Source organism: Microbacterium sp. Ru50, assembly GCF_002920555.1.
GTDB lineage: Bacteria > Actinomycetota > Actinomycetes > Actinomycetales > Microbacteriaceae > Microbacterium > Microbacterium arborescens.
The window spans coordinates 36244-48452 of sequence record NZ_PQSV01000003.1; the positions used below are offsets into that span (position 1 = coordinate 36244).

Sequence of the window (12209 nt, forward strand, 5' to 3'; positions counted from 1 at the left end):
GAGGGCAGAGCTCACGCGCCGTCGGCGGCATCCGCTCCGGACGATCCGGCCGATTCGATCAGCTGCCGGATCTCGGCCAGGTGGATGCGCATGGCGTACTCGGCGGCGTCGGGATCACCCGCGGCGAGGGCCGCGAGGATGCGCGCGTGGCCGTCGTGCGACAGGCGTCGCCCGTCGGCATCGAGGTGGGAGTACAGGCGGGCTGCGACCGTCCATGACGCCGTGAGCTCGCCGAGGGCCGCCAGCAGCGGGTTGCCGGTGGCCTGTGCGACGGCGGTGTGGAACGCGATGTCGAGGGCCGCCGATCCTTCGGCGTCGTTCTCGCCGCCGGACTCGAGCAGCTCGCGGAGAGCCTCGAGCTGGCTCCGGTCGACGCGGGCAGCGGCGAGGCGGACGAGCTGGGGCTCGATGACGGCCCGGAACTCGGCCGCGTTGCGGAACTCGGCCGAGACCTCGTTCATGCGTGCGGCCAGCGTCGCCGAGAGCGGAACCCTCCGGGCGATGCGGTTCGCGCTGCCCTGCCGACGCTCGATCAGCCCGAGTCCGGCGAGGCGGGTCAGGGCCTCGCGGAGAGCGTTGCGCGAGACGCCGAGGGTCTGCGCGAGCACACGCTCGGGCGGCAGCGGCGCACCCGGGCTGAGCTCGCCGGTCACGATGAGGCGCTCGAGGTGTCGCGAGATGTCGTCGGCGATCAGCGCGTGCGTGCGGGGGAGGGGGCCGAGGCTCGCTCCGGCGGGGTCGGTCACAGCGGATCCTCCTCATCTGGCGGGCCGGCTCAGTCTGTCACGCTCGCCGCCTCGTCATCCGACGTTCCGATCATGTAAACGGGTCGTTACGGTCCTACCAATTCTCCGCGTCGACGATCGGCGCCGACCTAGCGTCGATGTCACCGCCGTCCGGCGGCAAGGCTTCGAGAGGGACGGACGACCGTGAAGAAAGCATTGAAGAGCCCTGCGTTGCAGATCGGACTCGCGGCACTGCTGGGTATCGCGTTCGGGCTCGTGCTGGGCGACGCGGCGGCGGCGATCGCGTTCGTCGGTGACATCTTCATCCGCCTCATCCAGATGTCGATCGTGCCGCTGGTGATGTCGTCGATCATCTTCGCGATCGGCTCTCTCCGCGGATCGGGCATGGGCCGCCTCGCGACGCGGACCTTCGCGTGGATGCTCGTCTTCGCGGCGGTGGCCGCCGTGGTGGCCTGGATCATCGGCTCGGTCCTGCAGCCGGGGTCGGGAGTCGATTTCTCCGGAGCGGTCGATCCGTCCCTCGAGGATGCCGCCGGCGAGGCGCTGGGCTGGCAGGACACGATCGTCGGTTTCGTCTCGACGAACATCTTCGACGCCATGTCCGGCGCCGCGATGGTCCCGATCATCGTCTTCTCGCTGCTGTTCGGCGCCGCGCTGAACGTCTACGTGACGGCCAGCGGCAACCGGCTCGTGCTCGACTTCTTCGATCAGATCCAGCAGGTGGTCCTGACGATGATCCGTTTCGTGATGCTGATCGCGCCGATCGGCGTCTTCTGCCTCCTCGCCGACCTCGCCGGTACGGTCGGATTCGGGGTCGTGATCGGCGGGCTCGGCTATCTGGGCTCGACCCTCCTCGGCGTGCTCGTCCTGCTCATCCTCTTCGTCGCCGTGGTGTGGGCGCGGACGCGCGTCAACATCGCCTTGCTGCCGGCCAAACTCGCTCAGCAGACGCTGATCGCCGTGACCACGACGAGCTCGGCGGTGACGTACCCGACCGTGCTCAAGACGGCGATCGAGAAGATCGGCGTCGACCGCACCGTGGCCAACTTCACCCTCTCGGTGGGGCTGACGATGGGGTCGTACGGCGCCGTGCTCAACTACGTGATCGTCGTGATGTTCCTCGCCCAGTCCGGCGGCGTCCACCTCGACGCGGGCACCCTCCTGCTCGGGATGGGGCTGGCGATTCTCCTCAACATGGGCACGATCACGGTACCGGGCGGGTTCCCCGTCGTCGCTACCTTCCTCGCCACCTCGCTCGGGCTGCCGTTCGAGGGAGTCGGACTCCTCATCGCGGTCGACTGGTTCGCGGGCGTGCTGCGCACCTTCCTCAACGTCAACGGCGACACGTTCGTCGCCATGCTGGTCGCAGACGACCGGAAGGAGCTCGATCGCGACGTCTACGAGGGGAGGGTGCGGGCCCTGGCCGTCTGAGCCCGGGCCGCCCGAGCCCTGGCGGAAGCGCCTGGCCAGCGATATCATCGCCGTGTGACGATGAATCCCGAGGCCTCCCCGCGGGTGGCGACGCAGCTCGACGAGCGGGCCACCGAGATCTACGCGCACCTGTTCCAGGCGCTCGCCGATCCGACCCGCCTCGCGGTGCTGCAGCACCTGTCGTACGGCGAGCACCGCGTTCGCGACCTCGTCGAGCACGTCGGCCTCGCTCAGTCGACCGTCAGCAAGCACGTCGCCTTCCTGCTCGAGTGCGGGCTCGTGACCCTCCGTCCCGAGGGGCGCTCATCCTGGTACGCCCTGGCCGAGCCCGACGCGACGGCGGGGCTCGTCGACGCCGCCGAGGCTCTGCTGCGCGCGACCGGCACCCGCGCCACGCTGTGCGCCCACCTCCGCCGGCCGCGGCCGGTGACCGACGTCGCGGTGGCCGGCTGATGGGTGCGGGGCACAGCCACGCGCCGGCGGGTGCGATCCCGGCGGGGCAGCCGGCCGACTTCCGGGTGAAGCTGTGGATCGCGTTCAGCATCACCGCCGCGATCGTGGTGACCCAGGCGGTGGGCTCGATCGTGACGGGCAGCCTCGCGCTGCTCACCGACACGGCGCACGCCCTCACCGATGCCTCCGGTCTGCTCGTCGCCCTCGTCGCGGCGAACCTCATGATGCGTCCCGCGAATGCCCGCCGGACGTGGGGTTTCCGCAGGATCGAGGTGATCGCCGCGTTCGCGCAGGCGGCGCTGCTGCTCGTCGTCGGCGTGTACGCCGCGATCGAAGGCATCCGGCGCCTGTTCGAGCCGCCGGAGGTGCCCGCCATCGAGCTGCTCGTCTTCGGCGTCGTCGGGCTCGTCGCCAATATCGTGGCGATCGCCGTCCTCTCGTCGAGTCGCGGCGCGAACTTCAACATGCGCGCGGCGTTCCTCGAAGTGCTCAACGACGCCCTCGGCTCGGTCGGCGTCATCGTCGCCGCGATCGTGATCGCGACGACCGGATTCGCCCAGGCGGATGCCGTCGCCGGCCTGTTCATCGCCGCCCTCATCGTGCCCCGCGCGGTGAAGCTGATGCGCGAGACGGCCTCGGTGCTGATGGAGTTCACGCCCCGCGGGCTCGACCTCGACGATGTGCGCGCGCACATCCTGCGTCTGGACCATGTGACCGACGTGCACGATCTGCACGCGTCGACGGTCGCAACGGGGCTGCCCACGATCACGGCTCACGTCGTCGTCGAGGACCGATGCTTCAGCGACGGCCACGCGGCCGAGGTGCTCCAGGAGGTGCGCTCGTGCGTCGCGGAGCACTTCGAGGTGTCGGTGCTGCACTCCACCTTCCAGATCGAGAACGAGCACATCCGCGATGAGGAACCCGACTCGATGCGGCACGCGTGAGACCGGCCGCCTGAACCTCAGTCGCGCGCGTCGAGCACCGCGCGGGCCAACCGGGTCGAGCCGGCCACGGCGGCAGGCATCGTGACCACAGCCCCGAGCGGGATGAGGAAGCACAGCTGCGTCGCGATCCCGAAGCCCAGGAACCGGGCGCGGTGGGAGCGCCGCAGGCGGCGACGGTCGGCCGCCAGGATGCCGCGCGCCGACAGGGCGCGCGAGGTGAGCTCGTCGGCGAGGAGCCAACCCGTGAGCGACACCGCGGTGACCGACCCCAGCACGCCGCCCACGACCGGGATGAGGCCGACGAGGGCGGCCAGAACGGCGGCCAGCAGACCGCGGGCGATCAGCCCGATCGCATCGCCGACCGATCGCCAGAACCCTCCCTCGCTGTCGGGAACGGCGCCGCCGAGGTCGGCTTCGGCCGCACGCCAGATGCGGTCGTAGAACGGCTCGCCCACCATGAGGGTGAGCGCGGTGAACGACACCGCGACGAGCACGATCGCCCCGCCGAGCAGGGCGGTGCCCGCGGCGATGCGCACGATCGTCGTCCACACCTCGGGCCACGCGTCCGCGAAGGGCGTGAGGGCGTCGACGATCTGAGGCAGGAAGGCACCGAGGGCGATGAGTCCGCCGAGGAGGACGAGCCCGACGATCGCGGCGGGGATGAGTCCGAGCGCCATGACCCCCGGCCGGCGCGACCAGAAGCCGAAGCCGCGCGCGAGGTCGGCGGCGCCGCGGAGGAACGAGCGGGCGGGGGCATCGGACATGTCTCTCATCCTGCCTGCATCGGGCACCGGCCAGCGGCAGGTTCACAACCACAGATCGCGCGCCGGCGCCAGGGGTTGTCCGAATTCGGGATGTGGCGCTGAAGTGTTGCGATGACCAACGACACCAGTGCGCCGATCGCCGACGATCGGCCCGGGCTGAAACGGGCCATCGGAACCCCCCTCCTGTTCGCATTCATCGTCGGCGACACCCTCGGCGCCGGCATCTACACCCTCGTCGGAACGATGGCGAACGACGTCGGCGGCGTGATCTGGCTGCCGCTGCTGATCGCGCTCGTCGTCGCGCTGCTCACCGCCGGCACCTATGCGGAGCTCATCACGAAGTACCCGCACGCGGGCGGTGCCGCCCGCTACGTCGACAAGGCGTTCGGCATCCCGTTCCTGTCGTTCCTCGTGGGGTTCCTCATGATGGCGTCGGGCATCACGACGGCGGCGGCGCTGGCCAACGCGTTCGCGGGGGACTACTTCGCCGCGCTGTTCGACATCCCGCCGATCCCGGTGGCGATCGCCTTCATCGCCGTGCTCACCGTCATCAACCTGCGGGGTGTGCGCGAGTCGCTCGCAACGAACTTCGTGGCATCGATCATCGAGGTCTCGGGTCTGGTGATCGTCATCTTCGTCGCGGCGATGGTGTTCGCCGGCGGCGGTGGCGAGCCGGCGCGCATCTTCGAGTTCGCCCCGGATGTGCCCCCGCTGCAGGGGGCGTTCGCGGCATCCATCGTCGCCTTCTTCTCGTTCCTCGGCTTCGAAGCGGCGGCCAACATGGCCGAAGAGGTGAAGAACCCCTCGAAGTCGTACCCGCGGGCGCTCTTCGGCGCCATCATCACCGCGGCTGTCGTCTACCTGCTCATCGCGATCGGTGCCGTGATCGTGGTGCCGCCGGCCGAGCTGGCCGAATCGACCGGTCCGCTGCTGGATGTCGTTACCGCCAGCGGCGTCGCCATCCCGCCGTGGCTGTTCAGCCTCATCGCCCTCGTGGCGATCGCCAACGGCGCCCTCCTCTTCATGGTCATGGCCAGTCGCGTGGGTTACGGCCTCGCCGAGTCGGGTCTGCTGCCGCACGCCTTCGGCCGCGTGTTGTCGAAGCGCCGCACGCCGTGGGTCTCGATCCTCGTCGTCGCCGGCGCCACGATGCTCCTCACCGTGATCGGCGACATCGGAACGCTCGCCGAGACGACGGTGCTGCTGCTTCTGCTCGTCTTCCTCTCGGCCAACGTCAGCGTTCTGGTGCTGAAGAAGGACAAGGTCGAGCACAAGCACTTCTCGGTGCCCCGGGTCGTGCCCGTGCTGGCGATCATCGCCAGCATCGTGCTGCTCACCCAGCAGACCGGCCCGGTGTGGCTCGGTACCGCCGGCTACATCGTTGTCGGGACGGTCCTGTTCTTCATCGCGCGGGCGGGGCGCCGCCGCTCGGACCGCAAGGCTCAGGCCGGGCCCTGATAGCCCAGGCCTGAGCTGATGCGGTCGGCGGTCTCGACGACCGTCCGGCCCAGCTCCGCGCCGCGCGTCTCGAGATCGATCGCCGTGAGCGGCCCGGAGATGGATACGGCCGCGATGATCTTTCCGCTGCGGTCGAGGATCGGCGCGGCGGTCGAGGCCCGTCCGAGCACGAACTCCTCGACCTCGATCGCGTACCCGCGTCGCGCGGTCAGCGCGACCTCGCGGTCGAGGTCATCGTGCGTCGTGATGGTCGCCTCGGTGAATCCGGGCAGCTCCGGCAGCAACCGCTGGCGCTTCTCGCGATTCGTGCCGATGAGCGTGGCCTTGCCGATGCTGGTCGCATGCAACGGGACGCGCTGACCCATCAGCGTGTGCGACTTCGGTGAGAGCGGCCCCTCGAAGTTGCAGAGGTAGACCAGCTCCGCACCGCGGAGGAGGGCGATGTTGACACCGAGGCCGATCTCACCGGCGAGGCTCTGCGCGATCTGACGACCGACTCGGTGCACCCGGTTCTGATTGATCGCGATGCCCGCGAGGGTCATGAGCTCGGCGCCGAGGAAGTAGAGCGACGTCTGCGGGTCGCGCTCGACCAGCCCGCCGGCCTCGAGGGTCGCGAGCAGACGGGATGCGGTCGACTGGCCGATCCCCGCTTCGCGCGCGACATCGCTCACGCGCATGGGCTCGCCCCCCGAGAAGGTCTCGAGAACCGTGATCGCCTTCTCGACGCTCTGATTGGCGCCCTTCTCCGCAGCCATGCTTCCTCGCTTTCGCCGCCGATGTTCGTCACCCTATTATGCACATAGTGCATGGCAGTTGCGCACTGTGCGCACGTCGTGCACTCTGAGTTCGGCGACGCGGATGGTCGCCGCCCCGGGAGTCGCAGACGACGGCCCGGACGACGAAACGAAGGACGACGATGACCTCTTCGAGCGTGACCGCTCACGAGAGCCCCGGGCGGGGCCGACTCGGCTCGCGGCTGAGCGAGCGCACCTTCCTGGTCTTCCTGCTGCTGCCCGGGTTCGTGCTGCTCTGCGCGATCGTGCTCTACCCGCTGCTGCGGTCGCTCGTCTCGGCGTTCTTCGACGAGAACCTGCTCTATCCGGGCATGGAGTTCGTGGGGCTCGAGAACCTGTCCGCCGTCCTCGCGGACGACTTCGGTCGTCTCGTCTGGCAGACCCTCATCTTCACCGTGGGCGCGACCATCGCGCCCTTCCTGATCGGGCTCGCGCTCGCGCTCGTGCTGAACCAGCGCTTCCCGGGCCAGCGCATCCTGCGGGGCGCCTTCCTCATCCCGTGGCTGATTCCCGGCGTCGTGGTCTCCTTCCTCTGGATGTGGATCTTCGATGCCAACTACGGCGTGCTCAACGGCATCCTCATGAGCCTCGGCGCCATCGACAGCCCGGTCGCCTGGCTCTTCCAGACCGACACCGCTCGCGGCGCCCTCATCATCGCGAAGACGTGGAACACGTTCCCCTGGGTGATGGTCATGCTCCTGGCCGCGCTGCAGACGGTCCCCGGCGAACTGCATGAGGCGGCCTCGATGGACGGAGCCGGCGTCGTCCGCCGCTTCTTCGCCGTCACGTGGCCGCACATCCGCGGCGTCGCGGCCCTCGTGGTCCTGCTCGAGTTCATCTGGAACTTCCAGCACTTCGACACGATCTTCGTGCTGACCGGCGGCGGCCCCGCCGGCACCACCAGCACCTTCGCGACAGAGGTGTACGACACCGCCTTCCGCGGGTACGACCTGGGCCACGCCGGCGCGCTCGGCATCGTCTGGATGGCGCTGCTGACCGTACTCGTCGTGGTGTACGTCTGGCTCTCCGAGCGCGGCGAGAAGGAAGGCTCCCGATGAGCACCATCACCCCCGTTCCCGCGCCCGTGGCAGCGGCCGCGACGACCCCCGAGTCCCCGCGTCCGACACGACGTCGACGCACCCGCATCCGCTGGGGAATGTGGACCGCGCTCGCCGTCATCGTCGTGTTCGGGTTCGCCCCGGTGTACTGGCTCCTCGTGACGTCGCTCACGCCGAGCGACCGCGTGTTCGCCTTCCCGCCGGCCATCTTCCCCACCCAGGTGACGTTCGAGCACTATGCGACGGTCTTCGGCAACGAGCAGATCTTCGGCTACCTCCGCAACAGCGTCATCGTGTCGGTCGTGACCGCCGTGCTGTCGGTCGTGGTGTCGATGTACATGGGGTACGCCTTCTCGAAGTACCGCTTCGCCGGACGCAAGTCGCTGATGTACTTCGTGCTCTCGAGCCAGATGTTCCCGCAGGCGCTGCTGCTCGTCACGCTCTACCTCGTCTTCGCCCAGTTCGGTCTCCTGAACACCTACCTCGCGCTGATCCTGTCGTTCACGACGTTCACGCTGCCGCTGTGCGTCTGGATGCTGAAAGGCTTCTTCGACGCGCTCCCCGACGACCTCATCGAGGCGGCGCGCATCGACGGCGCCGGTCCGTGGCGCATCTTCCACTCGGTCGTGTTCCCGCTGGCCGCGCCCGGTCTGGTCGCGGCGGGGCTGTTCGCCTTCGTCCGCGGGTGGAACGACTTCATCTTCGCGCTCACTCTCGCCGGGCCCGATCGGCAGACGCTGCCGCCCGGCCTCGTGAACACCTTCATCTCCGAGGCCAGCACCTCGTGGCCCGCGCTCATGGCGGCATCCCTCGTGGTGTCGGTGCCGGTATGCGTCGCATTCATCCTGCTCCAGCGCTTCCTCGTCGGCGGCATCACCGCCGGCGCGGTCAAGGGCTGACCCACCCACCCGATTCGAAGGAGAATTCATGGTCCAGGACATCTCGCGGCGCACGCTGCTGCGTTACTCGGTGTTCGGCATCGGCGGCGCGGCCGTGCTCGGGCTCGCCGGCTGCGCCCCGGGAGGCTCCGGTGCGCCGGCCGCGACGCCGGGAGGCGGCACCGCCACCGACTTCACGTTCTCGTCGTGGAGCCTCTCGGAAGAAGCGGCGAAGCCGGCGATCGAGTCGGCCCTGTCGGGCTTCCGGCAGGCGCAGGGCATCGAGATCGACACGGTGGCCTACCCGTACAACGACTACCTCAACCAGCTGACGCTGCAGGTGCGGGGCGGTCAGTTCGCCGGCGCCGCCCAGCTCGACGTCGCCTGGCTGTCGGCGCTCGCCGCGCTGGGGAAGCTCACCGATCTCTCGGCGTTCGCGCAGGGCAAGGGATACACCGATGCCGCGCTGGGCGCGGGGAAGTCGGACGGCAAGCAGCTCGGACTGCCCTGGACGATCGGCGCCGTGGGTCTCATCGGCAACGCCGAGCTGTTCGACCGTGCCGGGGCGTCGCTCACCCCCGCCACGATCGAGGAGTTCGAAGAGGGCCTGCGTGCGCTCAAGGGCATCGGGGTGATCCCGTACGCGGCCAGCACGAAGGCTGCGCAGCTCAAGGACATCGTCGTGTGGATGCAGACCTTCGGCTCGCCGATCGTCGACGGCGACGCCTCGGCGATCGGCGACGAAGCGTCGATCAAGGCCGTCGAGTGGTACAAGAAGCTCTACGACGAGGGGCTCATCGCGCCCGACGTCGATCGTGCCGCCGCCCGCACCCTCTTCGCACAGGGGTCGACCGCGCTCTACGACGACGCGCCCGTGGGCAAGTCGGCGGTGCTGTCGCAGTCGCCCGACGCTTCGCTCGGCGACAAGATGACCCCCATCGCCCGGCCGGTGCTGAAGGCGGGTCAGACCCCGCAGCACGTCCTCTGGGGACACCTCGTCGTCGTCGTCGACGGCGAGGGGGCGCAGACGGCGGCCGACTTCGCATCGTGGCTCACGAGCGACACCGCGCAGAGCGAGACGTACTTCACCGCGCTCGGCCTACCGCCGACGACGGATGCCGCCCTCTCGTCGAACGCGGTCACCTCGAACACCTTCGTCGAGGCGTTCACGTCGTCGATCACCGCGACAGCGAAGCCCAGCCCGCTGTGGAAGTACCCCGCGTACGGGCAGATGGAGACCGCGATCGCCGAACAGGTCCAGGCGGTGCTCATCGGCCAGGCCCAGCCCGCCGCGGCGATGAAGAGCGCGGGGGAGGCGATCTCCCGCCTGCTCTGAGCCCGCTCGCCTCACCGCTCGACCAGACCGCCATCCGACCGGCGGGAGCCGTCTCGCTCCCGCCGGTGTCCCCCCTGCCCTGAAGGAACCATGCGCACTCAGAACATCGAATCCGACATCACTGTCGTCGGCGGCGGCCTCGCCGGCGTCTGCGCGGCGATCAGCGCCGCGCGACTGGGGAAGCGGGTGGCGCTCATCGGCAACCGGCCGGTGCTGGGCGGCAACTCGTCGTCGGAGGTGCGGGTCTGGGTCGTCGGCGCGACGTCGCACGGCATCCAGCGTTTCGCCCGCGAGAGCGGCGTGATCGGCGAGCTCTATGTCGAGAACCAGTACCGCAACCCGGAGGGGAACCCGATCATCTGGGACGAGGTGGTGCTCGACGCGGTGCGGGCCGAGCCCGACATCCGGTTGTTCCTCAACACGGATGTGCGCGAGATCGACACCGACGACGTCGACGGCGAGCGGGTCGTGACGGCGGTGCACGGGTGGACGATGGGGTCGGAGATCGCCACGACGTTCCGCAGCCCGTACGTCCTCGACTGCACCGGCGACGGGCTCATCGGGTACCTGGCCGGCGCCGACCTCCGGATCGGCCGCGAGGCCCGCGGCGAGTTCGGCGAGGCGTGGGCGCCCGAGACGGCCGATGACGAGCTCCTCGGTTCGACGATCCTCTTCTACACCAAGGATGTGGGCAGACCGGTCGACTTCGTCGCGCCGGACTCGGCGAAGGACATCACGACAACCCCGATCCCGACGTCGCGGATCCTGCGGTCCGGCGACTCGGGCGCGCACTACTGGTGGATCGAGTGGGGCGGCCACCTCGACACCGTTCACGACAACGAGGCGATCCGCGACGAGCTGCGCTCGGTGATCTTCGGCATCTGGGACTACATCAAGAACTCGGGTCGCTTCGACGCCGAGACCCTCGACCTCGAATGGGTCGGCACGATCCCGGGCAAGCGCGAGTACCGCCGATTCCTCGGCGACCACGTGTTGACGCAGAACGACATCCTCGATCAGGTCGACCACCACGACGACGTCGCGTTCGGCGGCTGGTCGATCGACCTGCATCCGGTCGAGGGCATGTACGCCACCGAGGCCGGGGCGCACCAGCGGTACTCGAACGGCATCTACGGCATCCCGTTCCGCAGTTACTACTCGCGCAACGTCGCGAACCTGCTCGTGGCGGGCCGCGACATCTCGGCGAGCCACGTGGCATTCGGCTCGACCCGCGTCATGGCCACGTGCGGCGCGGGCGGCGAGGCGGCGGGAACCGGCGCCGCCCTCGCGCTCGACCTCGGGGTGCGTCCGCGGGCGCTGGCGGCCGATCACGCCGACGAGCTGCGCCAGGTGCTCCTGCGCCAGGACGCCTCGGTGTTCGGCGTGCGCAACACCGATCCGGCCGACCTGGCGCGGCACGCCCGCGTGTCGGCGTCGTCGGCAGCAACCACGGTCGATCCCGTCGAGCTGGTTCCCGATGCCGCTGTCGCTGAGCACCCTCTCGATTCCGACCTGGGCGTGCTCGTTCCCGTGGACCCGCGGCTCGACGGCCTGGATGTCCTGCTGACGGTGGCCCGCGACACGACCCTCACCGCCGCCCTGTGGACCACCGGGCGTCGGCAGAACGCGGTTCCCATCGACGAACGGTCGCGGGTCTCGGTCGATGTGGCGGCAGCCGCCGATCCGCAGTGGGTGCGGTTGCCCCTGGCATGGACACCGGACGAGCCCGAGAACGTCGTCGTGGTGCTGGGTGCCGACCCCGACGTGAGCGTCGTGCTGGCCGAGGCTCAGGTGCCGGGAGTGCTGACCCTGCCGCACCGGCCTCAGGCCGACGGCGATCAGAACGTCGCCGTCGACGAGTCGGAGAGCGTCATCGCGTGGCCGGCGATCCCGATGCGGGGACGGACCCCGCGCGTGCGCCTGCACCCCGACACCGCGGCGTTCGCGGCCCCGCAGGCGGTCGGCGGCTACCAGCGGTTCTTCGGCGGTCCGAACCTGTGGATGTCGCGTCCCGACGACGCAGCACCGCACCTCGCCCTCGCGTGGGATGACGCGCAGTCGATCAGCACCGTGCGCCTGGTCTTCGACGACGACACCGACGTCGAGTTGAACACTCTGCACCATCACCGCACACCCGATCGCGTGTTCCCCGAGCTCGTCCGCGACTACGTCGTGGAGACCTGCGGCGCCGACGGCGTCTGGGTCGAACGGGTCAGCGTGACGGCGAATCGCCGACGCCAGCGCGTGCACGAGGTCGAGGTCGACGGGGTGACGGGCCTGCGAGTGCGGGTGACGGCCACGAACGGTGCCGCGCAGGCGCGGATCGTCTCGCTGCGCGTGATGTGAA

Annotated in this window: 11 protein-coding genes; 8 read left to right on the forward strand and 3 right to left on the reverse strand. The window is 69.6% G+C overall.

The window, feature by feature from the left end:
- Positions 1–11: 11 nt before the first annotated feature.
- A complete protein-coding gene (locus tag C3481_RS12320; protein WP_088379821.1) occupies positions 12–746 on the reverse strand; it encodes a FadR/GntR family transcriptional regulator in 735 nt (244 codons plus the stop codon).
- A gap of 183 nt (positions 747–929) precedes the next feature.
- Here C3481_RS12320 and C3481_RS12325 point away from each other — a divergent pair, with 183 nt between their 5' ends.
- From C3481_RS12325 to C3481_RS12335, 3 genes are read left to right on the forward strand one after another with little or no spacing between them, the layout of a single operon-like run.
- Positions 930–2177, forward strand: a complete 1248-nt coding sequence (locus C3481_RS12325; RefSeq protein WP_064955839.1) for a dicarboxylate/amino acid:cation symporter — start codon at positions 930–932, stop codon at positions 2175–2177.
- A gap of 60 nt (positions 2178–2237) precedes the next feature.
- Entirely contained in the window at positions 2238–2630 is a 393-nt protein-coding gene (locus tag C3481_RS12330) for a helix-turn-helix transcriptional regulator (protein ID WP_064955871.1), read from the forward strand.
- Positions 2630–3574, forward strand: coding sequence for a cation diffusion facilitator family transporter (locus C3481_RS12335; RefSeq protein ID WP_103842578.1), 945 nt, complete (start codon positions 2630–2632; stop codon positions 3572–3574). The genes C3481_RS12330 and C3481_RS12335 overlap by 1 nt, the downstream gene beginning before the upstream one ends.
- Positions 3575–3591: 17 nt before the next feature.
- Here the strand turns inward: C3481_RS12335 and C3481_RS12340 are convergent, their stop codons facing one another.
- Positions 3592–4338 carry an EI24 domain-containing protein gene (locus C3481_RS12340; protein ID WP_237049136.1) on the reverse strand — a complete coding sequence of 249 codons (747 nt, stop codon included), beginning with the start codon at positions 4336–4338 and terminating at the stop codon, positions 3592–3594.
- A gap of 111 nt (positions 4339–4449) precedes the next feature.
- Between C3481_RS12340 and C3481_RS12345 the strand changes: the two genes are divergently transcribed.
- Positions 4450–5796, forward strand: coding sequence for an APC family permease (locus tag C3481_RS12345; RefSeq protein WP_103842580.1), 1347 nt, complete (start codon positions 4450–4452; stop codon positions 5794–5796).
- Here the strand turns inward: C3481_RS12345 and C3481_RS12350 are convergent.
- Positions 5781–6551, reverse strand: a complete 771-nt coding sequence (locus tag C3481_RS12350) for an IclR family transcriptional regulator (RefSeq protein ID WP_023953610.1) — start codon at positions 6549–6551, stop codon at positions 5781–5783. The genes C3481_RS12345 and C3481_RS12350 overlap by 16 nt on opposite strands.
- 161 nt (positions 6552–6712) lie before the next feature.
- Here C3481_RS12350 and C3481_RS12355 point away from each other — a divergent pair, with 161 nt between their 5' ends.
- The 4 genes from C3481_RS12355 (at position 6713) to C3481_RS12370 (ending at position 12208) form a co-directional block, all read left to right on the forward strand.
- The gene (locus tag C3481_RS12355; RefSeq protein ID WP_023953611.1) at positions 6713–7648 is read left to right on the forward strand and encodes a carbohydrate ABC transporter permease; all 936 of its coding nucleotides are present in this window, start codon (positions 6713–6715) and stop codon (positions 7646–7648) included.
- Positions 7645–8547, forward strand: coding sequence for a carbohydrate ABC transporter permease (locus C3481_RS12360; RefSeq protein ID WP_071918908.1), 903 nt, complete (start codon positions 7645–7647; stop codon positions 8545–8547). Before C3481_RS12355 ends, C3481_RS12360 begins: the two co-directional genes overlap by 4 nt.
- A 28-nt stretch (positions 8548–8575) precedes the next feature.
- Positions 8576–9862, forward strand: a complete 1287-nt coding sequence (locus C3481_RS12365) for an extracellular solute-binding protein (RefSeq protein ID WP_103842582.1) — start codon at positions 8576–8578, stop codon at positions 9860–9862.
- A 90-nt stretch (positions 9863–9952) separates the two neighbouring features.
- Complete coding sequence (locus tag C3481_RS12370) at positions 9953–12208, forward strand: FAD-dependent oxidoreductase (protein ID WP_103842584.1); 2256 nt, start codon at positions 9953–9955, stop codon at positions 12206–12208.
- The last annotated feature ends 1 nt before the right edge of the window (position 12209 follow it).

Coding starts and splice junctions, on each gene's coding strand:
- C3481_RS12330 (WP_064955871.1), top strand. CDS start 2,238: ATGAATCCCGAGGCCTCCCCGCGGGTGGCGACGCAGCTCGACGAGCGG.
- C3481_RS12335 (WP_103842578.1), top strand. CDS start 2,630: ATGGGTGCGGGGCACAGCCACGCGCCGGCGGGTGCGATCCCGGCGGGG.
- C3481_RS12340 (WP_237049136.1), bottom strand. CDS start 4,338: ATGTCCGATGCCCCCGCCCGCTCGTTCCTCCGCGGCGCCGCCGACCTC.
- C3481_RS12345 (WP_103842580.1), top strand. CDS start 4,450: ATGACCAACGACACCAGTGCGCCGATCGCCGACGATCGGCCCGGGCTG.
- C3481_RS12350 (WP_023953610.1), bottom strand. CDS start 6,551: ATGGCTGCGGAGAAGGGCGCCAATCAGAGCGTCGAGAAGGCGATCACG.
- C3481_RS12355 (WP_023953611.1), top strand. CDS start 6,713: ATGACCTCTTCGAGCGTGACCGCTCACGAGAGCCCCGGGCGGGGCCGA.
- C3481_RS12360 (WP_071918908.1), top strand. CDS start 7,645: ATGAGCACCATCACCCCCGTTCCCGCGCCCGTGGCAGCGGCCGCGACG.
- C3481_RS12365 (WP_103842582.1), top strand. CDS start 8,576: ATGGTCCAGGACATCTCGCGGCGCACGCTGCTGCGTTACTCGGTGTTC.
- C3481_RS12370 (WP_103842584.1), top strand. CDS start 9,953: ATGCGCACTCAGAACATCGAATCCGACATCACTGTCGTCGGCGGCGGC.